General features: G+C 57.8%; 21 protein-coding genes and 4 pseudogenes. 7 read left to right on the top strand and 18 right to left on the bottom strand.

The genetic code is table 11. From position 1 onward, the window contains the following. Positions 1-23 precede the first annotated feature (23 nt). A complete protein-coding gene (locus tag QCL65_RS01985; RefSeq protein WP_407314373.1) occupies positions 24-584 on the top strand; it encodes a hypothetical protein in 561 nt (186 codons plus the stop codon). Positions 585-1,075: 491 nt separating this feature from the next. On the opposite strand, the pseudogene thyA reads toward QCL65_RS01985, so the two are convergent. Then, positions 1,076-1,369: pseudogene (gene thyA / locus QCL65_RS01980) on the bottom strand (thymidylate synthase); the annotation flags it as partial. On the opposite strand from thyA, the pseudogene QCL65_RS01975 reads away from it, so the two are divergent. Next, a pseudogene (locus tag QCL65_RS01975) lies at positions 1,355-2,044 on the top strand (efflux RND transporter permease subunit); the annotation flags it as partial. The pseudogenes thyA and QCL65_RS01975 sit on opposite strands and share 15 nt — an antisense overlap. Before the next feature lie 48 nt (positions 2,045-2,092). Here QCL65_RS01975 and QCL65_RS01970 read toward each other — a convergent pair. Together QCL65_RS01970 and QCL65_RS01965 are read right to left on the bottom strand one after the other, a co-directional pair. Continuing rightward, the gene (locus QCL65_RS01970; protein ID WP_407314371.1) at positions 2,093-3,025 is read right to left on the bottom strand and encodes a cation diffusion facilitator family transporter; all 933 of its coding nucleotides are present in this window, start codon (positions 3,023-3,025) and stop codon (positions 2,093-2,095) included. Positions 3,026-3,207: 182 nt separating this feature from the next. After that, complete coding sequence (locus tag QCL65_RS01965) at positions 3,208-3,426, bottom strand: hypothetical protein (RefSeq protein WP_407314369.1); 219 nt, start codon at positions 3,424-3,426, stop codon at positions 3,208-3,210. 238 nt (positions 3,427-3,664) lie between these two features. Here QCL65_RS01965 and QCL65_RS01960 point away from each other — a divergent pair, with 238 nt between their 5' ends. Next, positions 3,665-3,991: a DUF2790 domain-containing protein gene (locus tag QCL65_RS01960; RefSeq protein WP_407314367.1), complete on the top strand. Its 327-nt coding sequence runs from the start codon at positions 3,665-3,667 to the stop codon at positions 3,989-3,991. A gap of 154 nt (positions 3,992-4,145) precedes the next feature. Here QCL65_RS01960 and QCL65_RS01955 read toward each other — a convergent pair whose 3' ends face one another. Next, positions 4,146-5,471, bottom strand: a complete 1,326-nt coding sequence (locus tag QCL65_RS01955; protein WP_407314365.1) for an OprD family porin — start codon at positions 5,469-5,471, stop codon at positions 4,146-4,148. 175 nt (positions 5,472-5,646) lie between these two features. Between QCL65_RS01955 and QCL65_RS01950 the strand changes: the two genes are divergently transcribed. Then, on the top strand, positions 5,647-5,874 hold the full coding sequence (locus tag QCL65_RS01950; RefSeq protein ID WP_407314363.1) for a hypothetical protein: 228 nt from the start codon (positions 5,647-5,649) through the stop codon (positions 5,872-5,874). 512 nt (positions 5,875-6,386) lie between these two features. Here QCL65_RS01950 and QCL65_RS01945 read toward each other — a convergent pair. The 8 genes and pseudogenes from QCL65_RS01945 to QCL65_RS01910 form a co-directional block, all read right to left on the bottom strand. Further along, positions 6,387-6,590, bottom strand: a pseudogene (locus tag QCL65_RS01945) (transposase); the annotation flags it as partial. Positions 6,591-6,651: 61 nt separating this feature from the next. Beyond that, positions 6,652-6,987 (bottom strand): IS66 family insertion sequence element accessory protein TnpB, encoded by a 336-nt coding sequence (gene tnpB, locus QCL65_RS01940; RefSeq protein WP_407314360.1) that lies wholly within the window; start codon positions 6,985-6,987, stop codon positions 6,652-6,654. Beyond that, complete coding sequence (tnpA, locus tag QCL65_RS01935) at positions 6,984-7,316, bottom strand: IS66-like element accessory protein TnpA (RefSeq protein ID WP_407314358.1); 333 nt, start codon at positions 7,314-7,316, stop codon at positions 6,984-6,986. Before tnpA ends, tnpB begins: the two co-directional genes overlap by 4 nt. A gap of 320 nt (positions 7,317-7,636) precedes the next feature. Next, positions 7,637-8,470 (bottom strand): thymidylate synthase, encoded by an 834-nt coding sequence (locus tag QCL65_RS01930; RefSeq protein ID WP_407314356.1) that lies wholly within the window; start codon positions 8,468-8,470, stop codon positions 7,637-7,639. Positions 8,471-8,521: 51 nt separating this feature from the next. Then, complete coding sequence (gene lgt / locus QCL65_RS01925) at positions 8,522-9,334, bottom strand: prolipoprotein diacylglyceryl transferase (RefSeq protein WP_407314354.1); 813 nt, start codon at positions 9,332-9,334, stop codon at positions 8,522-8,524. A 9-nt stretch (positions 9,335-9,343) separates the two neighbouring features. Then, positions 9,344-10,126 (bottom strand): sulfite exporter TauE/SafE family protein, encoded by a 783-nt coding sequence (locus QCL65_RS01920; RefSeq protein WP_407314352.1) that lies wholly within the window; start codon positions 10,124-10,126, stop codon positions 9,344-9,346. Between the two features lie 70 nt (positions 10,127-10,196). After that, entirely contained in the window at positions 10,197-12,476 is a 2,280-nt protein-coding gene (gene ptsP / locus QCL65_RS01915; RefSeq protein WP_407314350.1) for a phosphoenolpyruvate--protein phosphotransferase, read from the bottom strand. 22 nt (positions 12,477-12,498) lie between these two features. Next, the gene (locus QCL65_RS01910; RefSeq protein WP_407314348.1) at positions 12,499-12,978 is read right to left on the bottom strand and encodes an RNA pyrophosphohydrolase; all 480 of its coding nucleotides are present in this window, start codon (positions 12,976-12,978) and stop codon (positions 12,499-12,501) included. A 140-nt stretch (positions 12,979-13,118) separates the two neighbouring features. Between QCL65_RS01910 and QCL65_RS01905 the strand changes: the two genes are divergently transcribed. Beyond that, a complete protein-coding gene (locus tag QCL65_RS01905; protein ID WP_407314346.1) occupies positions 13,119-13,775 on the top strand; it encodes an HAD family hydrolase in 657 nt (218 codons plus the stop codon). A 31-nt stretch (positions 13,776-13,806) separates the two neighbouring features. Here QCL65_RS01905 and QCL65_RS01900 read toward each other — a convergent pair whose 3' ends face one another. Both QCL65_RS01900 and ilvA read right to left on the bottom strand, forming a co-directional pair. Beyond that, the gene (locus tag QCL65_RS01900) at positions 13,807-14,253 is read right to left on the bottom strand and encodes a DUF2269 family protein (protein ID WP_407314344.1); all 447 of its coding nucleotides are present in this window, start codon (positions 14,251-14,253) and stop codon (positions 13,807-13,809) included. A 49-nt stretch (positions 14,254-14,302) separates the two neighbouring features. After that, positions 14,303-15,823: pseudogene (ilvA, locus tag QCL65_RS01895) on the bottom strand (threonine ammonia-lyase, biosynthetic); the annotation flags it as partial. 120 nt (positions 15,824-15,943) lie between these two features. Here ilvA and rpiA point away from each other — a divergent pair. Then, positions 15,944-16,615: a ribose-5-phosphate isomerase RpiA gene (gene rpiA, locus QCL65_RS01890; RefSeq protein ID WP_407314342.1), complete on the top strand. Its 672-nt coding sequence runs from the start codon at positions 15,944-15,946 to the stop codon at positions 16,613-16,615. Here rpiA and QCL65_RS01885 read toward each other — a convergent pair. From QCL65_RS01885 to QCL65_RS01870, 4 genes are all read right to left on the bottom strand, one after another. Next, positions 16,612-17,520 (bottom strand): SdiA-regulated domain-containing protein, encoded by a 909-nt coding sequence (locus tag QCL65_RS01885; RefSeq protein WP_407314340.1) that lies wholly within the window; start codon positions 17,518-17,520, stop codon positions 16,612-16,614. The two genes, rpiA and QCL65_RS01885, sit on opposite strands and share 4 nt — an antisense overlap. Positions 17,521-17,634: 114 nt before the next feature. Then, entirely contained in the window at positions 17,635-18,564 is a 930-nt protein-coding gene (locus tag QCL65_RS01880) for an SdiA-regulated domain-containing protein (RefSeq protein WP_407314338.1), read from the bottom strand. A gap of 112 nt (positions 18,565-18,676) precedes the next feature. Next, the gene (locus tag QCL65_RS01875; protein WP_407314337.1) at positions 18,677-19,342 is read right to left on the bottom strand and encodes a fumarylacetoacetate hydrolase family protein; all 666 of its coding nucleotides are present in this window, start codon (positions 19,340-19,342) and stop codon (positions 18,677-18,679) included. A 40-nt stretch (positions 19,343-19,382) separates the two neighbouring features. After that, positions 19,383-20,777 (bottom strand): FAD-binding oxidoreductase, encoded by a 1,395-nt coding sequence (locus tag QCL65_RS01870; RefSeq protein ID WP_407314335.1) that lies wholly within the window; start codon positions 20,775-20,777, stop codon positions 19,383-19,385. A gap of 167 nt (positions 20,778-20,944) precedes the next feature. Between QCL65_RS01870 and serA the strand changes: the two genes are divergently transcribed. Beyond that, complete coding sequence (gene serA / locus QCL65_RS01865; protein WP_407314333.1) at positions 20,945-22,174, top strand: phosphoglycerate dehydrogenase; 1,230 nt, start codon at positions 20,945-20,947, stop codon at positions 22,172-22,174. The last annotated feature ends 3 nt before the right edge of the window (positions 22,175-22,177 follow it).

Here is a 22,177-nt window from a genome sequence, read left to right as displayed (position 1 = left end):
GATCAGCGACACATGCATCGAATATGTCGCCAACCGTAGGAGGGGGCCTTGCCCCCGAGCTCTTGACCCTGCAAACACAAATTTCCCAGACGGTTGAGTTCAACCATCACGAAGATTTCAATATTGCTCACCCGTCCACAGGCCTGGAATCCTGGGGATTGGTAAAAGTCACCAGCCAATTGTTACAGCAGCCTGGCGGGGATATCTACCTCAGGGCGGGCAAGCACATCGGCCCCCACAAAGGCTTCGGTGTACGCCACATCTGGCAAGAGCGTGGGCATGACCTGGTAAAGTGGGGCTATCCAACGGTCTATGACGTACCGCGTTTTGTGTCCGACATCATCGTGCATGGCACGAACATTGTTTGCGAGTTCAACTCGATGAAGGGGAATGAGCGCTTGATCGTGCTTCGGGGTCGCAAAGGTTGCGCAGTATTGGCGGTATGGCCTAGTGGCGATGACCAGCTCTACCACAGCGTGGTGACGGCTTATCGCAATCGTGCGCCGAACGGGAAGGCCGTGGGAGTGATTGAAGGTTTTCAAATCCCAGAAACGCCAAAGGCGCCAGAAAGCGCCCTTGACTGAAAAAATACGCGGGATGGTAGTCGCAGCGCTTGCTTAGCTAACCCCGAAGGGCTGGGTCACATGCCAACAGACCGAAGTCTGATGCCGCTACCACACGGATGGCGTCTCCGTGCAATCCACACTCCAGATCCAATTTCGCCTGATGATCTCGGAGCCCTGCTCTTATTTCCCGCACACCCACTATAGCGTCACGACCTGCGTCACACAAGGTGAAATCCCATGTTGGGAAGTGAGGATCGGCTATTTCAGATGAAGCGTATGTCAACAAAACCGGGGCAAAAACCACTCCAGCCGAGACAAAGATCGCCTAGCGCTCACCGGCCTACGCAGAAAGGGGACGCGACGATTCGGCACAGAATCCCATCGCCGACATCGCGGAAGAAATCTCTCATAGACAAGAGCGCCTGAACCTTCAGGCGTTCCCATTCTCAGTACCGACTGCCTTCAAGGCCCCTCTATACCTGTGACGCGCTGGGCTTGCCCCCGATCCCTCAAACCGCCACAGGCGCCTTGATACTCGGATAAGCGTCATAGCCCACGATCTCGAAATCTTCGAAGCGGTAGCCGTATATCGAGTCCGGGCGGCGCAGGATTTTTAGTTGGGGCAGCGCCCGAGGTGTTCTGCCTAGTTGCTCCTGAATCTGCTCCATGTGATTGGAGTACGCATGGGTGTCACCCGTGGTCACGATGATTTCGTGGGGGATCAGGTCGCATTGCTGGGCCAGCATATGGGTGAGCAATGCCAGGGCGGCGGTGTTGTAGGGTAGGCCGAGGGTGACCGCAGATTCGACATGGTAGTCCGCATGTCCGAGAAGCTTCGAACCGATGTTGTTGGCTTGTCGAGCTTGTTGATTCCTGTCCCGGCCAGCGCGGGCAGTACTGATCAGCCGATTGGTTTCATCGCGCTATCGCAAGTCGCGGGCCTTGATCTGGTATTGGGGCCTAACCAAATTAGCCGGGAAGATGGAAAGCGCGTAGTCGTCGTTACCGCCAATGTCCGTGGGCGAGACCTGGGGTCTTTTGTGTCGGAAACTGCCGACACCGTCGAAAATGGCGTGCAGATACCGGCAGGCTATTGGACAACATGGGGCGGGCAGTTCATGGCGCTGTGGCTTCGGGATATACCACTGTCCATTTCAGCTGGCGTTGGTTTCATTGCACTGTCTGACGTCGCAGGGCTAAACGGGCTGGTTATGATCGCGTTTATCAAAAATCTTCGCGAAGAGGGACGCTCTCTGAACGACGCGATCAACATCGGGGCATTGACACGCCTGCGCCCGGTGTTGATGACGGCCCTCGCTGCCTCGCTTGGGTTCATGGCCTTGGCTACCGGCACAGGGGCTGAGGTTCAGCGCCCATTGGCCACCGTAGTGATCGGCGGCATCCTGTCGTCGACGGCGCTGACCTTACTGGTGCTCCCGGCGCTGTACCAATGGGCATACCGCCGGGAGGAGGACTGATCGAGCCTCCCCCCTCAAAGCAAGCTCGCGGCAACTCTGCCGCGAGCGTCAGGAATGGTGCAGGTGCCCATCCTCATGATGATCGTCCGCTGAATGATCATCATCGTGGAAGCCGTCATGCTCCAGCTGGATGGTGCAGTGGCCGATCTCAAACTGCTCAGTAACCAAAGCGGTAATTGACGCCAGAATGGATTGACCGTCCATAGAGCTTTGCGAAATGACCACATGGACGCTCATCACGTTCTTGCCGCTGGTGACCGACCAAACGTGCAAATCATGAACAGCTTGGACACCCGTCACAGAGAGTATGGCTTGTTCTACTTTGTCTAAATCAATGCCGTTGGGCACGCCCTCAAGCAGCACATTCATACTCTCGCGTAGTAGCGTCCAGGTGCGAGGAAGCACCCATAAGCCTATGGCCGCAGCGACCAGTGAGTCCACCCATGCCCAACCGGTATATCGAATCACGATAGCGGCAACGATCACCCCTATCGAGCCGAGCATGTCACTCCAGACCTCCAGATAAGCGCCCTTCACATTCAGGCTTTCACCACTTGCAGCGCCCAACAGGCGCATCGAAATCAGATTAACCACAAGACCTAGGACGGCCACAATCAACATGCCAGTCGATTGAATGGCAGAGGGATTGAAGAGCCTCTGGTAAGCCTCATAGAGAATATAGAGAGCCACGAGGAACAGCAGGATCGCGTTGAACGCTGAGGCCAGAATCTCAAACCTCGCGTACCCGAATGTTCGACTCCGATCAGCAGGTCGCTTGGCAATCTGGAAGGCCATTAACGAGATGGCCAGCGCGGCAGAATCTGTGAACATGTGAGCAGCATCCGAAAGCAATGCCAGGCTGCCGGTGATCCAGGCCCCGATCACTTCTGCGATCATGAATCCAGTGGTCAACCCGAGAGCCATCAAGAGCTTCTTTTCATGCCCTGCGCGTACCTGCCCATGGCTGTGACCTGCGCTCATAGTGTGTTCCTTGCATCAGATAAAAAGAAGTGCAAACCAGTTTGTATCTGTGGGACAGACGCGTGTTGGAGGTGTTCACCACGGTTCCGAAAACGCAAAAAAAAGCGCCCCGAAGGACGCTTAAATATTCACCTTTTCCAAAGGAGCTCTTGAGCTTCTAAGGTGAATCCGATGTGGTGTGGTTAACCTGCGGATTTCTCCGACACTTGTTTTTCGGTTTTATCTTCGCCCTTTACCAGCCGCTGCGATTCAACGCGTAATTCATTCTTTTCGCGGGCTTCCTGCTGGGCAAGACGGAACTGCTGAGCCGCTTGCATGGAGCGCTCGCTGCCATCCTGGGCAAAGGCCAGGGCGCAAGAAAGAGTGGTTGCCACGAACAGGATCGATTTTACGAGCTTCATATATATCACCGGAAAATTATTAGGCGGCTCCAGAGGTCAGAATTCCTTTCTGTAGAGATTAGGTAAAGCATAACCCTCGCCTGCTAACAGCAACATGATCGCGAGATTACAATATTGTTATGCCAAAGGTAGAGGCACTCGTTCGGAGGATATAGATTTCCGAATCGTAATTCTTGGGCAACCTCCAGGTAATCCCCTCTTCATATAATGGGGATACTTACTAATAGAGGTTCACACTATGCGCCTTATGTCCGCACTGATAGCCACCTGCGTTTCTTTAGCTTCTCTGCCATCCTATGCACTCAGTGGCGACTCCTTGGCTCAGGAGTCTATTGAGAAGCATCAGATTGCCATCCAGGCCTATGCAGATAAGAAAGACAAGCCCATGCCAGCGATTATCGAATACAAATATGGCATGAAACTGGACATAGCGAAAGTTGTACGACAGACACCGGATACAAAAAGCTGCCAAGTCATACCGCGACTTATGACCTATGAGGACTCAGCGGGTGAGCTAATGACAGTGCAGTACATGGCGCTAAGCGAATGCCGCAACAAACACTGACCCGATGAGTGGACGGCAAAGACTTAAAACGGCCTACCGGACTAACGCATTAAGTATTTTATATTCCGCAGATAAAGGCGCCTTGTAAAGGGCGCCTTTTCTTTTGTTTCCCAGCTGTAACGTCACCATAGCGCCAGGCGTTATGGTTAGGGCGTTACAGAATGCTGAGTGGATACTCGACTATCAGCCTGACTTCGTCTAGGTCAGATTCAAAGGCCGTAGCTCGTGTCGTGGCTTGACGCATTCGCAGTGACAAGTCTTTCATAGATCCTGTTTGGACGACGTACTTGGCCTCAATGTCACGCTCCCAGCGATGTTGATCGGTCAAGGGGTTTCCTTCTCCATCTCGACGCATATAGACGCTATTCGCATTCGAGTAATCCGCTCCAGTGCCCTTGGCGTAACGGGTCATGAACGACAGACCAGGCAAGCCAAACCGTGACATTTCGATGTTATAGGTGATCATCCATGATCTTTCCTTAGGGGAGTTGAAGTCGCTGTACTGGATCGAATTCGCGAGATAGATCGAATCGGATTGGCGCAGATAATCGAAGTCATCATCGCCTTGGTTACGCTGGTGTGAGATCGACAGCGCATGTGCGCCGTACTTGACTCCAAGTTTCGCGCTCCAGATGTCGTTATCGAACTCGCCAAGAAGTTTTCTTCCTTCATCTTTTGCATTGTAGTAGTTGAAATCAGCGGTGAGGGCAAGCGCGTTTGTGATGGGTTGAACATATGAAGCAGAGACGTAGGTTTGATCCCACGCATCTTTCAAACGACTTCCGTAAAGACTGAGGCTTAGTCGATCAGTCGCGTCATACTCGCCTCCGAAGTACCCAACCCATGGTGAGTCCACTGGGCCTGCATAGAACGTGGCAAAATCATCCTGCATCCCGCTGGACGCGGGCTGGCTCATTGCATGAAGGCGCCCTGCTTGAAGAGTCAAGTCGCTGATGCTGTTGTTCACAGCGGTCACCCCTCGGAAGCTCTCTGGGAGCAGGCGCGAATCGCCGAAGGACACGACTGGGGTCGTAGGGAACACGTCTCCCATGTTTACAACGGTATCGAAAGCCCGTGCCTTGATCGAACCACCCAGTTTTGTGTATTCATCTTCGGCATCGCCATTGCCATCAACCGGTAGTACGTCAAATGAGCTTCTGGCGCCGTTACGGCCTCCACCGGTATCGAGCTTGATACCCGTCATCGCAAACGCATCAACCCCAACGCCAAAGGTGCCTTGGGTGAAGCCAGACTGAAATCGACCGATGACTCCTTGTGCCCATGCCTCGGAATACCCATTGCCTGTGGGGCTTGACTCCCCCTTTCGGTGGTCACGGTTCATATAGAAATTCCGGGTGAGCACCGTAAGCCTACTGCCCTCGATAAATCCCTCCTTTTCCTCATCCGCAAAGCTGGTAACGGGTGTAAAACTGGCTGCTGCTGAAATCAAGGCCAGGGATAGTTTCTTCAAGTGAGTCATGTGCGCTCCGTTCGAATCGGCAGATTTTTGTCAATGTCGATCTGGCTTGTTTTTTTATGCGGGCTGCCAGCAGGCGCATTTTGACGAGTCGAACATAACGGCGAGGTGGAGGAAGGATTACAAAAACGAAATGCAGCCGCAGAGGGACATATTCCCCTGGGGAACCTCGTAGGTCGTGGCCGGCGTGACGCCTTGGGTGCGCAGCTGGGGTACAGCAGGCATGATAGACAACCGTACCACCTGGATAATCGTGACCATGAAAGAGCTGGTTTATACCTCGATATGTCAAAACAACGGCTTGATCATTTTCGATTCGCTCGGTGAAGGTGAGATGCAGACCGGGCGGCGGCTTTACGAGGACTTACATGACCACTCCATTGCCATTGGCCGAGCGGGATACTGAAGTTTCCACAAGATCAAAAGCAAGCAGACGCTAATTGCAGCACTAAGGATGGTGCAGACTCAATGCAGATCAGGCGTCCTGTTTCCCGTACTCCATTTCGAGTGCCATGGAGATTCTGCGAAAGGGCTCTTCCTGCACGCCAGCAAGGAATATGTCGGATGGGAAGAGCTTGTCCAAGAGATTGTGGCGATCAACCAGGCGACCCGCAATAACACGGCGGTAGTGCTAGCTGTGTGCCACGGGTTTGAAATTTCGAAGTTCGTGAGCATAACGGCGCCTTGCCCATTCAATTATCTCATTGCAGCACCTGATGAGGTGCAAGCTGGCTACCATCGAGACGTCATTCCAGCGTTCTACAAGTCCGTCGTTCAGTCTGGCGATTTGCAGGCAGGGCTTGCCTTGTTAGCTGCCCCTCTAAAGCTAGTCCACTGTGGAGAATGGTTTTACCGAACCCTGGCTACCTTTATGGTGAACAGCTTCAACGCCGCAGGGCGTGCTGAGGTCGTAGAGCAGCTGGCCTGCTCAGGATTCATCTGCTCGCTACGCTTGGCAAACTTCAAACGCTTAAGTTGGGCAATCTCGTGTGTCAGTTTCTCGATCACCGTTTGATCGCGGTTGATCTTCTTGCCCATGGTGTCGACTTGCGCCAGCAACTGCGCTGCCAAAGCGCGCAGTTGGTCGGGGAACATTTGGTCGAGATTGGGAGAAGAATTCATGCCCCGGATTTTGGCAGAATGAGCAGTTCGCGGCGATAGACCGATAGGCTAATGACAGCCCTTAAAGCAGTGTGATCGCCCCGCCGGAACCTGCGCGCTGCCATGGTAGGCCCAGCACCAGAGCCTGGAGTTGCTGTGTGTCCAACTGCATTTCAGAGCCATGACGAATGCTTGGCCAGTGGAACCTGCCCTGGTTCAACCGGCGAGCCGCCAGCCAGATACCGAAGCCGTCGTGGACTAGAACCTTCATGCGAGTGGCACGACGGTTGGCAAATAGATAAGCACAGTGCGGCTTCGCCGCACCGAACACCGCGATCACCCTGGCTAACGCGGTTTCGGTGCCCGCTCGCATGTCCATCGGCTCAGTAGCTAGCCAGATGAAGTCGATGCGGATCATCGCAGCAGGTCTCGAAGAAAGGTCGCGCAGGCAGCAGCATTTTTGCTTGGCCAGTTCACTTTGACGGTACCGCGCGGGTGCTGGATCTCAACGCAGATATTCGACGATGCAGCTTGCGAATTTGCTCCGGCCAGCTGCATGGGTAACGGAATAAATGCGGGTTGCAGCGCCGTGCCTTTCTGCGCCTGCACCCGAATCCATTTATGGACGAGGTTTGCATTGAGGCTATGGCTGAGTGCGATGCTGGCAATCGAAGCGCCGGGCTGGACACACTCTTGAATGACCTGAGCCTTGAAGGATTTGGAATAGGAACGGCGTGTTGGCTGCATGAAATACCCGCTTAAAAGTCTAGAACTGGTGCCCACTTAAATTTAAGTGCACACCATGTCTTGGCTTTGCGGGGCTAGGTAGATGAGTTGCCCGGACGGTTACGTTACAGCAGCCTGGCGGGGATATCTACCTCAGGGCGGGCAAGCACATCGGCCCCCACAAAGGCTTCGGTGTACGCCACATCTGGCAAGAGCGTGGGCGTGACCTGGTAAAGTGGGGCTGTCCAACGGTCTATGACGTACCGCGTTTTGTGTCCGACATCATCGTGCATGGCACGAACATTGTTTGCGAGTTCAACTCGATGAAGGGGAATGATCCCTCAAACCGCCACAGGCGCCTTGATACTCGGATAAGCGTCATAGCCCACGATCTCGAAATCTTCGAAGCGGTAGCCGTATATCGAGTCCGGGCGGCGCAGGATTTTTAGTTGGGGCAGCGCCCGAGGTGTTCTGCCCAGTTGCTCCTGAATCTGTTCCATATGATTGGAGTAAGCATGGGTGTCACCCGTGGTCACGATGATTTCGTGGGGGATCAGGTCGCATTGCTGGGCCAGCATATGGGTGAGCAATGCCAGGGCGGCGGTGTTGTAGGGTAGGCCGAGGAACACGTCGGAGCTGCGGATGTACAACTGCATCGACAAGTGCCCGTCGTGCACGAAGGCCTGATACAGCAGGTGGCACGGCGGTAGCGCTTGCAGACCGTTGCGGGCGTTTTCCTGGGGGCTTTGGCGTTCGTCGGGAAGGTACTCGACGTTCCAGCCGTGGAACAGAATGCGCCGGCTATTGGGGTTGGTCTTGAGGGTTTCGACCATATAGTCGATCTGGTTGATGGAACCGCCGTCCTTGGTCGGCCAGGCGGTCCATTGCTGGCCGTAGACGGGGCCCAGGTCGCCGTCTTCGGTGGCCCATTCGTCCCAGATCTTCACGCCGTTTTCGTTGAGCCACTGGATGTTGGTGTTGCCGCTGAGCATCCAGATCAATTCATTGGCGATGCTTTTGAAGTGGAGCTTTTTGGTGGTTAGCAGCGGAAAGCCATCGGCCAGGTTGTGGCGGAACTGCCGAGCGAAAACGGCCTTGGTGCCTGTGCCGGTGCGGTCACCCTTGGCTAAGCCATTGGTGACGACGTCGTTCAAAAGATCCAGATACGCTTTCATGGGGGCCTCACGGGAAAAAGTGGGCAGGCGCCTGGCACCTGCCGTTAAAGCTTAGGGCGTTGTACGCGTCACCGACGGCCCACGGTTATAGGCCCACCAGATCAACGCCAGGCCGCCGAGGATCATCGGCAGGCACAGCACCTGGCCCATGGTCAGCCAGCCCCAGGCCAGGTAACCCAGCTGTGCATCAGGCACGCGCACGAATTCGACGATAAAACGGAAGATGCCATAGAACAGCGCGAACATGCCGGACACCGCCATGGTCGGCCGCGGCTTACGCGAGAACGCCCACAGAATAATAAACAGCGCTACGCCTTCCAGGGCGAATTGGTACAGCTGCGAGGGGTGGCGCGCCAACTGCGCGGGGTCGCTGTAGGGCGGGAACACCATGGCCCAAGGCACATCGGTGGGTTTGCCCCACAATTCGGCGTTGATAAAGTTGCCGATGCGCCCTGCCCCAAGGCCGATGGGCACTAGCGGCGCGATAAAGTCCATCAGCTCGAAGAACGACTTGCCATTACGGCGGCCGAACCACCAAGTGGCCAACATGACGCCCAACAACCCGCCATGAAATGCCATACCGCCTTTCCAGACCTCGAAAATCAACAGCGGGTTGGCAATGTAAGCTTCCAGGTCATAGAACAGCACGTAGCCCAAACGCCCACCGACAATCACACCCATGGCTGTCCAGAACACCAGATCGGAGAGTTTCTCCTTGGTCCAGGTGGGGTCGAAGTCATTCAGCCGGCGCGACGCCAACAGCCAGGCGCTGCCGATGCCAATCAGGTACATCAGGCCGTACCAGTGGATTTTCAGCGGGCCAATGGCGAGCGCCACGGGGTCGATTTGCGGGTAAGCCAGCATGGCTGCTCCTTAAAGTAAAAAACTCAAGCCAACGCAAAACAGCAGCGCGGCAAACAAACGCTTTAACAGCCTGGGCGACAACCGGTGAGCCAGTTTTGCGCCAAAGCGGGCGAACAGCATACTGGTCAGGGCGATCCCCAGCAGCGCGGGCAAATACACGAAGCCGAAGCTGTGCGCTGGCAACAAGGGGTCATGCCAGCCCAGGATCATAAAACTGATGGCACTGAATATTGCGATGGGCAGGCCGCACGCCGATGACGTGGCCACCGCCTGCTGCATGGTCAGGCTGCGCCAGGTCAGGAAAGGCACGGTCAGCGAACCGCCGCCGATGCCGAAAATGGCCGAGGCCCAACCGATGATGCTGCCGGCCAGGCCAAGCCCCACAGGCCCTGGCACTGCCTTAGGGTGGCGCGGCGTCAGGTTGAGCACCATCTGCAGCGACACCAACAGGGCGAATACACCGATGATTTTCTGCAGGTGCGGCCCTTGAATGTAGGTGGCGGTGGTTGCTCCCAGCCCGGCGCCCAACAGAATGCCGACGGTCATCCAACCAAAGATCGGCCATTGCACCGCGCCGCGCCGGTGGTGTTCACGGATGGCATTGACTGATGTGAAGACGATCGTCGCTAGCGAAGTGCCCACGGCTAGATGGGTGAGTACGGAGGTGTCGAACCCCTGCAGGGTAAAGCTGTAGACCAACACAGGGACGATGATGATACCGCCGCCCACGCCGAACAGCCCAGCGAGCACGCCAGCACAGGCTCCCAACACGAGATAGAGCAGATATTCCATCGTAGCCCCCGGAAACAGTCCGGCATGTTACCGGAAGCGAGGGCCTGGGCTCCACTGCCCTGAAACGTTGTTAAAGACTTTTGGGCGCCGCCGGGTTGATCATGCGCGCCAACCCGAGGTTTTTCAGGGCCAGTTGCAGCGAGCTGTGGATCACCTGGGGGTTATCGATCTTCATCAACTGGGCGAGCAATTCCTTGGATTTGCTCATGCTGATCTGGCGCAGCATCCACTTCACTTTGGGCAGGTTAGTGGCGTTCATCGACAGACTGTCGAAGCCCATGGCCATCAGCAGCACGGCGGCGGCAGGGTCACCGGCCATTTCCCCGCAGATGCTGACCGGCTTGCCTTCGTCGTGGGCATCGTTGACCACATTCTGCAGGGCCTGTAGTACGGCAGGGTGCAGGTAGTCATAGAGGTCGGCGACCCGCGGGTTGTTGCGGTCCACGGCCAGCAGATACTGGGTCAGATCGTTGGAACCCACCGAGAGGAAATCGACCTGGCGGGCCAGCTCGCGGGTCTGATAGACCGCTGCGGGGATTTCGATCATCACCCCGACCGGCGGCATCGGCACGTCGGTGCCCTCGTCACGCACCTCGCCCCAAGCGCGGTGGATCAGGTGCAGGGCCTCTTCCAGCTCATGGGTGCCCGAGATCATCGGCAACAGAATGCGCAGGTTGTTCAAGCCCTCGCTGGCCTTGAGCATGGCGCGGGTCTGCACCAGGAAGATTTCCGGATGGTCGAGGGTTACGCGGATCCCGCGCCACCCCAGGAAGGGGTTTTCTTCCTTGATGGGGAAGTAAGACAGGGATTTGTCACCGCCGATATCCAGGCTGCGCATGGTCACCGGCAACGGGTGGAAGGCGGCCAGTTGCTCACGGTAGATAGCCAACTGCTCTTTTTCGCTGGGGAAGCGCTGGTTGATCATGAACGGCACTTCGGTGCGGTACAAGCCAACACCTTCGGCACCCCGTTGTTGCGCGCGGGCCACATCGGCGAGCAAGCCGGTGTTGACCCACAGCGGCATGCGGTGGCCATCCAGGGTCACGCAGGGCAACTCGCGCAACGCATCGAGGCCCTGGGCCAGCTGACGCTCTTCCTCCACCACCGCCGCGTATTGCTTGCTGAGGATATCGCTGGGGTTGGTGTAGACCTCGCCGTGATAGCCGTCGACGATCATCTTGATCCCGTCGACTTTAGAGTACGGCAGGTCAACCAGGCCCATCACGGTGGGGATACCCATAGCACGCGCCAGGATCGCCACGTGGGAGTTACCGGAGCCCAGGACCGAGATCAGCCCCACCAACTTGCCCTCTGGCACCTCGCCAAGCATGGCCGGCGACAGCTCTTCGCTGATCAGAATGGTGTTGTCGGGGTAGACCAGGGTCTGCTGCCGCGCTTCCTGCAAGTACGCCAGCAGGCGGCGCCCCAGGTCTTTGACATCCGAGGCGCGCTCGCGCAGGTAGGCGTCATCCATCAGTTCGAAGCGATTAACGTGCTCGGTCACCACTTGGCGCAATGCGCCCTGGGCCCACTGCCCGGTCTTGATGACGTTGGTCACCTCGCTGCCCAGGGAGGCGTCGTCCAGCATCATCAGGTAAACGTCGAACAGCGCGCGCTCTTCGGGGCGCAGCTGGGTCGCGAGTTTGGCCGACAGCGTGCGCATGTCGCTGCGCACCCCTTCAAGGGCGTTGTTGAACAGGGCCAGCTCGGATTTGATGTCGGTGACGTGTTTGTCGGGCACTACGTCGAGGTCGGCGGGGGGCAGCATGACCACCGCCGTACCGACTGCCGCCCCTGGTGAGCCGGGCACGCCGACGAAGCGCGCTTCCTGAATCCCCTTGCCTTGCCGGCCCAGGCCGCGAATAGAGCCGGTCGCTTCGGCGTGGGCGATCACCCCGGCGAGCTGAGCGCTCATGGTCACCAGGAAGGCTTCTTCACCTTCGTCGAACTGGCGCCGCTCTTTCTGTTGGATGACCAGCACACCGACCACTCGGCGGTGGTGGATGATGGGCGCGCCGAGGAACGAGGCATAACGCTCTTCACCGGTTTCAGCGAAGTAGCGATAGCGCGGGTGGTTGGCTGCGTGCTCCAGGTTCAGCGGCTCTTCGCGCGTGCCCACCAAGCCCACCAGGCCTTCGTTAGGCGCCATGCTGACTTTGCCGATGGAACGTTTGTTAAGACCCTCGGTTGCCATCAGCACGAAACGGTTGGACTCAGGGTCAAGCAGGTAGACCGAGCACACCTGGCTGCTCATGGCTTCTTTGACGCGCAGCACGATGATCCCCAACGCCGATTTGAGATCTTTGGCGGAGTTGACTTCCTGGACGATCTTGCGCAGCGTATTGAGCATGGCTCGGGGTCGAACTCCGTCGTCAGTCGCGCGCCAACAGGCGCGGGGCAAGCTCTTTGAGCGCGCGACGGTACACATCGCGCTTGAATGTCACCACTTGGCCCAGCGGGTACCAGTAACTCACCCAGCGCCAACCGTCGAACTCCGGCTTACCGGTCAGGTCCATACGCACCCTTTGCTCATTGGAAACCAGGCGCAGCAGGAACCACTTCTGCTTTTGCCCGATGCACAACGGCTGGCTGTGGGTACGGACCAAGCGTTGCGGTAGACGATAACGCAGCCAGCCTCGAGTGCAGGCAAGAATTTCTACATCTTGGCGTTCTAGACCAACTTCTTCATTGAGCTCGCGATACAAGGCCTCTTCCGGCGTTTCCTGGGGGTTGATACCACCTTGTGGAAACTGCCAGGCATCTTGATTGATTCGCCGAGCCCAAAGCACTTGGCCAGCATCATTCGTGAGAATGATCCCGACATTGGGGCGGAAACCATCGGGGTCGATCACGGCAGCAACCTCGCAAACGCATGTTCCCGCATTGTTCCACAAAGGCCACGAAGGCAGCAACGAGGCTGCATACCTTATGTGCACACTTGTGAAAAGTCCGTATTCTGTGGGCCTTACCTTTTTTTCATGAGAGATATTTCATGCGCCTGGCCTTATTCGACCTCGACAACACCCTGCTGGGCGGCGACAGCGACCACGCATGGGGCGATTACTTGTGCGAACGCGGCATCCTCGACGGCGTCGAGTACAAGGCCCGCAATGATGCGTTTTACCAGGACTACCTGGCAGGTCGGTTGATCCTGGCTGACTACTTGAGCTTTAGCCTGGAGATACTGGGCAAGACCGATATGGCCCAACTGCAGCAGTGGCACCGTGAGTTCATGCGCGACTGCATCGAACCGATCATCTTGCCCAAGGCGCTAGAACTGCTCCAGCAACACCGCGACGCTGGAGATAAGCTGGTCATCATCACCGCCACTAACCGCTTCGTCACAGGCCCCATTGCCGAACGCTTGGGCGTCGACACCCTGCTGGCCACTGAATGTGAAATGCGCGACGGCCGCTACACGGGGCACAGTACCGACGTGCCGTGCTTTCGCGAAGGTAAGGTGACCCGGCTCAACCGCTGGCTCGCCGAGCAGGGCCTGAGCCTGGAAGACAGTTACTTTTACAGTGACTCGATGAACGACCTGCCGTTGCTGGAACAGGTCACGCACCCGGTGGTAGTCGACCCTGATCCGAATCTGCACGGTGAGGCGATGCGCCGGGGCTGGAAGGAAATTTCCCTGCGCGACTAAAAGAGGCCGGGGCCAAGGCCCCGAGCCCGCGCTACAGCGGTTTGGTCAGCATCAGCACGAGGATGACCAGTAGCACCGCCAAGGCCGCGCCAGCGATGATCATGATGCTGCGCCGCTGCCTGGCAATCTCAGCCGGTTCGGAACCCGCGGCCGCCTTCAGCCGATGCACCCGGCTGACCAACAGCAACCAGGCCACACCGCCCAGCACATACAAAACCCCGGCACCGAGAATCCAGGCCTGGCTCAATGGCCAGCCCACGGTGTGCACCAGCCACCAGCCACTGACCGGAAAACTCAGCAAACACAGCCCCATGACCAGCCATGCGAAGATCCAGGGGCGCTCGAGGGTGCTGGCAAATGGCAGCGCTTCGCCAGCACGCCAAGCGGTCCAGCCACGCCAGAGCACCAGGCCAACACTGACCAGTAGCAAGACGGTCGCCGTGCCGTGCAACAGCCGCAGGGCGGTGAGGGTTTCCATGGGTTAAGCCTTCCTCTAAAACGATTAAAGACGTGGGATGGCCGTGCCCCTAGCCGAGGAACAGCTTGTACGCAGGATTATCGGTCTCGTCCCAGAAGGGGTAGCCAATGTCTTGCAGCGCTGCCGCCACTTGCCCGCGCTCATGCTCCGGTACTTGCAAGCCCGCGACCACTCGGCCGTCTGCAGCCCCATGGTTGCGGTAGTGAAACATCGAGATATTCCAACGCCCGCCCAATTTGTCGAGGAAATTGAACAGCGCCCCGGGGCGCTCGGGAAACTCGAAGCGCATCACCACTTCATCGCTTACCCGCACCGCATGGCCACCGACCATGTGGCGGATATGCAACTTGGCGAATTCGTTATCGGTGAGGTCGATCACCGGAAAACCCTTGGCGCTGAGGTTGGCCAGCAAGGCGCTGCGGGGGTCGGTTTCCGGGTGCGTCTGCACGCCAACGAAAATATGCGCTTCGCTACCGGTGTGGTAGCGGTAGTTGAACTCGGTGATCTGGCGCTTGCCGACCGCTTCGCAGAAGGCTTTGAAGCTGCCGGGGCGTTCCGGGATAGTGACCGCGATGATCGCTTCGCGGCCTTCGCCCAGCTCGGCCCGCTCGGCCACGTGGCGCAGGCGGTCGAAATTCACATTAGCGCCAGAGTCGATCGCCACTAGGGTCTGCCCGCTTACGGCGTTGAGCTCTACGTACTTCTTGATCCCGGCCACACCCAGCGCCCCCGCTGGCTCGGTGATCGAGCGCGTGTCGTCGTAGATGTCCTTGATGGCCGCACAGATTTCATCGGTGCTGACCGTAATCACCTCATCCACGTAGTCTTTGCAGATATCGAAAGTGTGCTGGCCGATTTGCGCCACCGCCACTCCGTCGGCAAACAACCCGACTTGCGGCAACACCACGCGCTCGCCCGCGGCCATCGCCGCCTGTAGGCAATTGGAATCGTCCGGCTCAACGCCGATGACCTTGATGCCCGGCCGCAGGTATTTCACGTAGGCGGCGATCCCGGCAATCAACCCGCCGCCGCCGACCGGGACAAAAATCGCATCGATGGCACCTGGGTGCTGCCGCAGGATTTCCATGGCCACGGTGCCCTGCCCGGCGATGGTGTAGGGGTCGTCAAAAGGGTGGATGTAGACTAAGCCCTGTTCATCGACCATCTTCAACGAGAACGCCAGCGCCTCCGGAAAGGAGTCACCGTGCAGCACCACCTTGCCCCCGCGGGAACGAACCCCTTGGATCTTGATTTCGGGGGTGGTGCGCGGCATCACAATGGTCGCTTTGATCCCCATCACCTTGGCGGCCAGCGCTAGCCCTTGGGCATGATTACCCGCCGACGCGGTGACCACCCCACGTGCGCACTCTTCGGGGCTCAGTTGCGCCAGCTTGTTGTAGGCCCCGCGAATCTTGAAGGAGAACACGGGTTGCAAGTCTTCGCGCTTGAGCAGCACCTGGTTGCCAAGGCGCGCTGACAACTGCGCCGCTGCCTGCAACGGGGTTTCCACTGCCACATCATAGACGCGCGAGGTAAGGATCATCTTGACGTAGTGTTCGAGCATCGTGAAGTCACTGCTAGTTTCGGGCGGGGGTCGACGAGTCTAAGCCAACAGCCTTAGCAAAACCAAGGTTTTAGCCTTGATCAATGGCTATAATGCGCCCGCCTTTCTGCCTGCCCCGGAGCCCCCATGACCCAGGACCAACTCAAACAAGCCGTAGCCCAAGCGGCGGTCGACTTTATTCTGCCCAAGCTCGATGACAAAAGTATCGTCGGCGTGGGCACCGGCTCGACGGCCAACTGCTTTATCGATGCGCTGGCCAGCCATAAGGGCGCGTTCGACGGCGCAGTGGCCAGCTCCGAAGCGACGGCAGCACGGCTCAAGGCCTACGGCATTCCCGTGTACGAATTGAACACCGTGGGCGAACTGGAGTTTTATATCGATGGCGCCGACGAAAGTAACGAGCGCCTGTGCCTGATCAAGGGCGGCGGCGCTGCGCTAACGCGGGAGAAGATCGTGGCTGCCGTTGCACGCACATTCATCTGTATCGCCGACAGCAGCAAGTTAGTGCCGGTGCTGGGGCAGTTCCCGTTGCCGGTCGAGGTCATTCCAATGGCTCGCAGCCATGTCGCTCGCCAGCTGGTCAAGTTGGGCGGCGACCCGGTTTACCGTGAAGGTGTGCTGACTGACAACGGTAATATCATCATCGATGTGCATAACCTGCAGATCACCGATCCGGCAGGCCTCGAAGCGCAGATCAACGCAATCGTCGGGGTGGTCACCAACGGCCTGTTCGCTGCTCGCCCAGCAGACTTGCTGCTGCTAGGCGGCCCTGACGGCGTGCGTACGCTGACCCGCTAGCCCCGCTTGCGGAACACGTAAAACAAGTTGGGCTCGCTCACCAGATAGATCACGCCTTCATCGTCCATGGCAATCCCCTCGGCTTGCGGCACACTACGGCCCAAGCCCTGGAACCCCTTGCGCAACGACAGGCTACTGAGTGGGCGACCTTCCACATCGACTTCTAGCACCAGTTGCGACTCATCCGAAAGCGCCAACAGGTGGCCGCTGCGTTCGTCGAACTGCAGGCTGGAAAGATCGCGCACGAACAGCCCGGCATCACGCTCCGGGTTTTGCATGACGTGCACCTTGTGCGGCTGCCCTTCTTCCTGCTCAGGGAACCCAAGGATCTCGTAAATCACCATAGGGTCGCGCTCTTTGGCGACGAACAGGCGCTTACCCACTGAGTCGTAGGCCAAGCCTTCGAAGCCTTTATTACCATTGAGGCCGATGGCCAGGCCCAACTGCTGGGCGTCCCGGGCGTCGATCGCTTGGGTATCGTCTTCGACATGAATCTTGATCAAGCGCTGCTCACGCTCATCGGTGATCACATAGGTCCCGCGGCTGATGTACTCGATGGCCTCAGGGTCGCCGAAACCGGTCAACGGGATGCGCCGCAGGATTTTGCCCTGCAGGGAGAGTTCGACCAGTTCGGAGTTTCGGTTGGTGACCGTGAAAAGGGTGCGGCGGTCAGGGTCGAAGGTCAGCGCCGAGACATCCTTCAGATCCTCAATCACCTGGCCCTCGATTTCGACTTGGTAGGCGCCCAGGTCAATCGAACGCTCATCAAGGGTTTGCCACCATTGATTGGCATTGAACCAGGCACGCTCGAACAGCCGATGATTGTGGCCGGCCACCGTCAGCACGGCCAGCAAAGCCAGGGTGATGACCAGGAAGATCGTTTGGTAGAGGGATCGAAATCGCATGGAAGCTTGCTCTCATAGAAATCAGGCCGCATGAGAACATGGCCATATGAAATCAAGCTTAACTTAAGGCACTGAAAAAGTAGGAATTGTCCTAAAAATTTTCGGGAAAAATACTCACTTCTTTTTGAAGGCATAGAACAGGTTGGGCTCGCTGACCACGTAGAGGGTGCCGGCATCGTCCATGGCCACCCCCTCGGCACGAGGGATAGTGTCTTTTAACCCATTGAACCCCCCAAGTAAGGTCATAAAGCTCACCTGCTCGCCCGCCTCGTTGATTTCGAGGAGCAAATGGGAGTCGGCCGACAATGCCAGCCTATGATTCGTACGGGGATCGAAAGCTAACGCTGACAGATTGCGCATGTCCAACGCACCACTGGGCACCCGGTGTTTAAGCCCGACCACCTGCCCCGCGCTGTCCATTTTCAAATTGAACAATGCCACCGGGCGCTCTTCGCCCAGCAACAGCTGCTTGCGCAGCGGATCCCAGGCAACGGCCTCGAACGCCTTGTTCTGCTCCACGGACGGCCCAAGGTCGAATTGGGGGTAATCGGCTAAGTTCAGCGCCTGGGTTTGAGCGGTGACCGAGACAAGGGCCAGCAGGTGCCTGCGCTCATCGACAATCGCCAGCCTGCCGTCATCCAGCGCAGTAATTGCTTCGGGGTTGCTCCAGCCCACCAATGGCAGCTTGCGCAAAACATCACCCTGGAGCGTCAACTCGACCAGAAACGGGTTTTTACCCATCACCGCGAACAGCGTTCCGGTGCGCGCGTTGTAGGTGATATCGGACGCCTCATCCTTCTCCATACCGGGCAGCGGCTTGGCGTCGATGACCACTTGATAACTCGGTAACCACACGCTTTGCGCACGCTCGGCGGGGGTTTGGAAGCGCTCGACCACCCACAGCACGCCCCGATCATCCCAGTGCATCAGCACCGCCAGAGCGTAGCTGAGCGCGGCCGCGAGAAACAACCAGGAGTACCAGCGCAACGCGAACCGCGAACGCTTGGGGACGAGCGCAGGGGAAAGGGATTCGGAAGGGGCCATGGGGTGGAATTCCTGAGTTTCACAACGCCTAGCTGGCGAATAGCCGCGATTATGCCAAGCAGATGTGAAAAAAACGGCAAAACCTCAGAAATAACCACCCCACCAGATTTTTCTACCGCACCTCACCGCTGAACTGGCTTACGCCTGGCAACTCCAGAACCAGCGCGTCACCCACGTTCAGGGGGCCGACACCGGCCGGGGTGCCCGTGAGAATCACGTCGCCGGCCTGCAATGAGAAACAGCCTGCCATGTATTGGATGATGGGCACGATTGGGTTGAGCATCAGGTTGCTGTTGCCGTCCTGGCGCACCTGGCCGTTGATAGACAGGCGAATGCCAATATCGGTGGTATCGGCAAACTGGTCCGACGTGACGAACGGCGGCAAGACACACGCCCCGTCGAAGCACTTGGCGATTTCCCACGGCAGGCCCTTTTCCTTGAGCTTGGCTTGAACGTCGCGCAGGGTCAGGTCCAAGGCCGGGGCGTAGCCGGAGATGGCGTCGAGGACTTCTTGCGCCGTAGGTCTGGCCGACAGTGGTTTGCCCAGCAACACGGCGATCTCAGCTTCGTAGTGCACAGAGCCGCGTTCGGTGGGAATCTTGAAACCGCCTTCCAAGGGCACGATACAGCTGCCTGGTTTAATGAACAGCAGCGGCTCCGTAGGCACCGGGTTGTTCAGCTCCTTGGCGTGTTCAGCGTAGTTGCGCCCAATGCACACGACCTTGCCTACCGGAAAGTGAATGCGCGTACCATCGACATACTGGTGCTGATAACTCATTTATCGACTCCTGCTGAGTGTGGCCGCGGGCTGCGACGCTTCAAACCGCGAATATCTTGCCAGGGTTCATGATCCCGTTGGGATCGAACACGGCTTTCATCGCTTTCATGTATTGGATCTCGATCGGCGAACGGCTGTACGTCAAGTAGTCACGCTTGGTCATGCCCACGCCATGCTCTGCTGAAATCGAACCGTTGTACTTCTCTACGGTTTCAAACACCCACTGGTTGACGGTAGCGCACTTGCCGAAGAACTCGTCTTTATCCATGGCATCGGGTTTGAGAATATTCAAATGCAAGTTGCCATCGCCGATGTGGCCGAACCAGACAATCTCGAAGTCTGGGTAATGTTGAGCCACGATGGCATCGATTTCACGCAAGAATGCCGGGACTTTCGACACGGTCACCGAAATGTCGTTCTTATACGGGGTCCAGTGGGAGATGGTTTCGGAGATGTACTCGCGTAACTTCCACAGGTTTTGCAACTGCTGCTCACTCTGGCTCATCACCCCATCGACCACCCAGCCTTGCTCCACGCAATGCTCGAACACGGCCAGCGCGTCGTTGGCCACTTCTTCGGTAGACGCCTCGAATTCCAGCAAAGCGTAGAAGGGGCAAGCCGACTCGAAAGGCGCCGGAACATCGCCGCGGCCAAGCACCTTGGCCAACGCTTTGTCCGAGAAAAACTCAAACGCGGTGAGGTCCAGTTTGCCCTGGAAGGCATGCAACACGGGCATGATGGAGTCGAAGTCAGCGGTGCCGAGAACCATCGCCGTCAGATTCTTCGGCGCGCGGTCCAGGCGCATGGTGGCCTCGACCACAAAACCCAGGGTGCCTTCGGCGCCGATGAACAACTGCCGCAGGTCGTAACCGGTGGCGTTCTTGATCAGGTCTTTGTTGAGCTCAAGCAAGTCCCCTTTGCCCGTCACCACCTTCAGGCCCGCGACCCAGTTGCGGGTCATGCCGTAGCGAATCACCTTGATACCGCCCGCATTGGTACCGATATTGCCGCCGATCTGGCTGGAACCGGCCGAGGCGAAGTCCACCGGGTAATACAACCCGTGTTCTTCGGCAAGGTTCTGTAGCTGGGCAGTGACAACGCCAGGCTGGCAGGTCACCGTGCGGTCCACCGAATTGAATTCGACCACTTGGTTCATGTAGTCGAATGACACCACCACCTCACCATTGGCGGCCACCGCCGCCGCCGATAACCCCGTACGCCCGCCGGACGGCACCAGCGCTACCTGATTGCGGTTAGCCCACAGAACGATGGCCTGAACCTGCTCAGCGCTCTTGGGGAACGCGATGGCCATGGGAGCCGGGGCAAAGTGCTTGGTCCAGTCTTTGCCGAAAGCATTGAGTGAGTCGGGGTCGGTCAGCACCTTGCCGGGCTCTACCAGGGTCTTCAGTTCAGCAATCAGGGCAGGATTGGTCATCGAAAGAACTCTCGAACTATTCATGGTCACCCTGAGCACTCTTCATGCCGGGGGATGGGCGTTTCGCGGGGGTCATATGCTAGCATACGCCCCCCGCTAATCGAGCTACCGGCCGATCCGGGACGCTTCACTTCCTGCCATTTTTCTCCGGGACACAGGTTACGCAGATGAGCAAGACTTCTCTCGATAAGAGCAAGATCAAGTTCCTTCTTCTCGAAGGCGTCCATCAATCCGCCGTGGATGTCCTCAAGGCCGCCGGCTATACCAGCATCGAGTACCACACCAAGTCGCTGCCGGAAGCTGAGCTGAAAGAAAAGATCGCTGACGCGCACTTCATCGGCATTCGCTCGCGCACCCAACTGACCGAAGAGCTCTTCGATTGCGCGAAGAAGCTGGTTGCCGTGGGTTGCTTCTGCATCGGCACCAACCAGGTCGACCTCGAGGCTGCGCGCGAGCGCGGTATTGCCGTATTCAACGCACCTTACTCCAACACCCGTTCCGTGGCCGAACTGGTATTGGCCGAGGCGATTCTGTTGCTGCGCGGCATACCTGAGAAGAACGCATCCTGCCATCGGGGCGGCTGGATCAAAAGCGCGGCGAACTCCTTTGAAATTCGCGGCAAGAAGCTGGGTATCGTCGGCTACGGTTCCATCGGCACTCAGCTGTCCGTGCTCGCCGAAGGCCTGGGCATGCAGGTGTTCTTCTACGACACCGTGACCAAGCTGCCGCTGGGCAACGCTACCCAAGTGGCCAGCCTGACCGAGCTGCTGGGCATGAGCGACATTGTGACCCTGCACGTACCGGAAACCGCTGCCACCCAGTGGATGATGGGCGAGAAAGAAATCCGCGCGATGAAAAAAGGCGGCATTTTAATCAACGCGGCTCGCGGCACCGTGGTCGAACTCGACGCCCTGGCCGATGCGATCAAAGACAAACACCTGATCGGCGCTGCCATCGACGTGTTCCCGGTGGAGCCACGCTCCAACGACGACATCTTCGAAAGCCCACTGCGCGGCCTCGATAACGTCATCCTGACCCCGCACATCGGTGGCTCGACCGCCGAAGCTCAAGCCAACATCGGCCTGGAAGTGGCCGAAAAACTGGTCAAATACAGCGACAATGGCACCTCGGTGTCGTCGGTCAACTTCCCGGAAGTGGCCTTGCCCGCCCACCCCGGCAAGCACCGCCTGCTGCACATTCACCAGAACATCCCTGGCGTTATGAGCGAAATCAACAAAGTCTTCGCCGAAAACGGTATCAACATTTCCGGCCAATTCCTGCAAACCAATGAAAAAGTTGGCTACGTCGTCATCGACGTCGACGCAGACTACTCCGACCTGGCCCAGGAAAAACTGCAAAAGATCGGCGGGACTATTCGGTCGCGGGTTTTGTTTTAAGCA

Origin of the sequence: Pseudomonas sp. nanlin1 (assembly GCF_045571515.1) — a bacterium.
Classification (GTDB): Bacteria; Pseudomonadota; Gammaproteobacteria; order Pseudomonadales; family Pseudomonadaceae; genus Aquipseudomonas.
This window is presented reverse-complemented; position numbering and strand designations above follow the sequence as displayed.

Excerpts from the sequence above, each read along its gene's own strand:
- QCL65_RS01985 (WP_407314373.1), top strand. The coding sequence starts at position 24 with ATGTCGCCAACCGTAGGAGGGGGCCTTGCCCCCGAGCTCTTGACCCTG.
- QCL65_RS01970 (WP_407314371.1), bottom strand. The coding sequence starts at position 3,025 with ATGAGCGCAGGTCACAGCCATGGGCAGGTACGCGCAGGGCATGAAAAG.
- QCL65_RS01965 (WP_407314369.1), bottom strand. The coding sequence starts at position 3,426 with ATGAAGCTCGTAAAATCGATCCTGTTCGTGGCAACCACTCTTTCTTGC.
- QCL65_RS01960 (WP_407314367.1), top strand. The coding sequence starts at position 3,665 with ATGCGCCTTATGTCCGCACTGATAGCCACCTGCGTTTCTTTAGCTTCT.
- QCL65_RS01955 (WP_407314365.1), bottom strand. The coding sequence starts at position 5,471 with ATGACTCACTTGAAGAAACTATCCCTGGCCTTGATTTCAGCAGCAGCC.
- tnpB (WP_407314360.1), bottom strand. The coding sequence starts at position 6,987 with ATGATCCGCATCGACTTCATCTGGCTAGCTACTGAGCCGATGGACATG.
- tnpA (WP_407314358.1), bottom strand. The coding sequence starts at position 7,316 with ATGCAGCCAACACGCCGTTCCTATTCCAAATCCTTCAAGGCTCAGGTC.
- QCL65_RS01930 (WP_407314356.1), bottom strand. The coding sequence starts at position 8,470 with ATGAAAGCGTATCTGGATCTTTTGAACGACGTCGTCACCAATGGCTTA.
- lgt (WP_407314354.1), bottom strand. The coding sequence starts at position 9,334 with ATGCTGGCTTACCCGCAAATCGACCCCGTGGCGCTCGCCATTGGCCCG.
- QCL65_RS01920 (WP_407314352.1), bottom strand. The coding sequence starts at position 10,126 with ATGGAATATCTGCTCTATCTCGTGTTGGGAGCCTGTGCTGGCGTGCTC.
- ptsP (WP_407314350.1), bottom strand. The coding sequence starts at position 12,476 with ATGCTCAATACGCTGCGCAAGATCGTCCAGGAAGTCAACTCCGCCAAA.
- QCL65_RS01905 (WP_407314346.1), top strand. The coding sequence starts at position 13,119 with ATGCGCCTGGCCTTATTCGACCTCGACAACACCCTGCTGGGCGGCGAC.
- QCL65_RS01900 (WP_407314344.1), bottom strand. The coding sequence starts at position 14,253 with ATGGAAACCCTCACCGCCCTGCGGCTGTTGCACGGCACGGCGACCGTC.
- rpiA (WP_407314342.1), top strand. The coding sequence starts at position 15,944 with ATGACCCAGGACCAACTCAAACAAGCCGTAGCCCAAGCGGCGGTCGAC.
- QCL65_RS01885 (WP_407314340.1), bottom strand. The coding sequence starts at position 17,520 with ATGCGATTTCGATCCCTCTACCAAACGATCTTCCTGGTCATCACCCTG.
- QCL65_RS01880 (WP_407314338.1), bottom strand. The coding sequence starts at position 18,564 with ATGGCCCCTTCCGAATCCCTTTCCCCTGCGCTCGTCCCCAAGCGTTCG.
- QCL65_RS01875 (WP_407314337.1), bottom strand. The coding sequence starts at position 19,342 with ATGAGTTATCAGCACCAGTATGTCGATGGTACGCGCATTCACTTTCCG.
- QCL65_RS01870 (WP_407314335.1), bottom strand. The coding sequence starts at position 20,777 with ATGACCAATCCTGCCCTGATTGCTGAACTGAAGACCCTGGTAGAGCCC.
- serA (WP_407314333.1), top strand. The coding sequence starts at position 20,945 with ATGAGCAAGACTTCTCTCGATAAGAGCAAGATCAAGTTCCTTCTTCTC.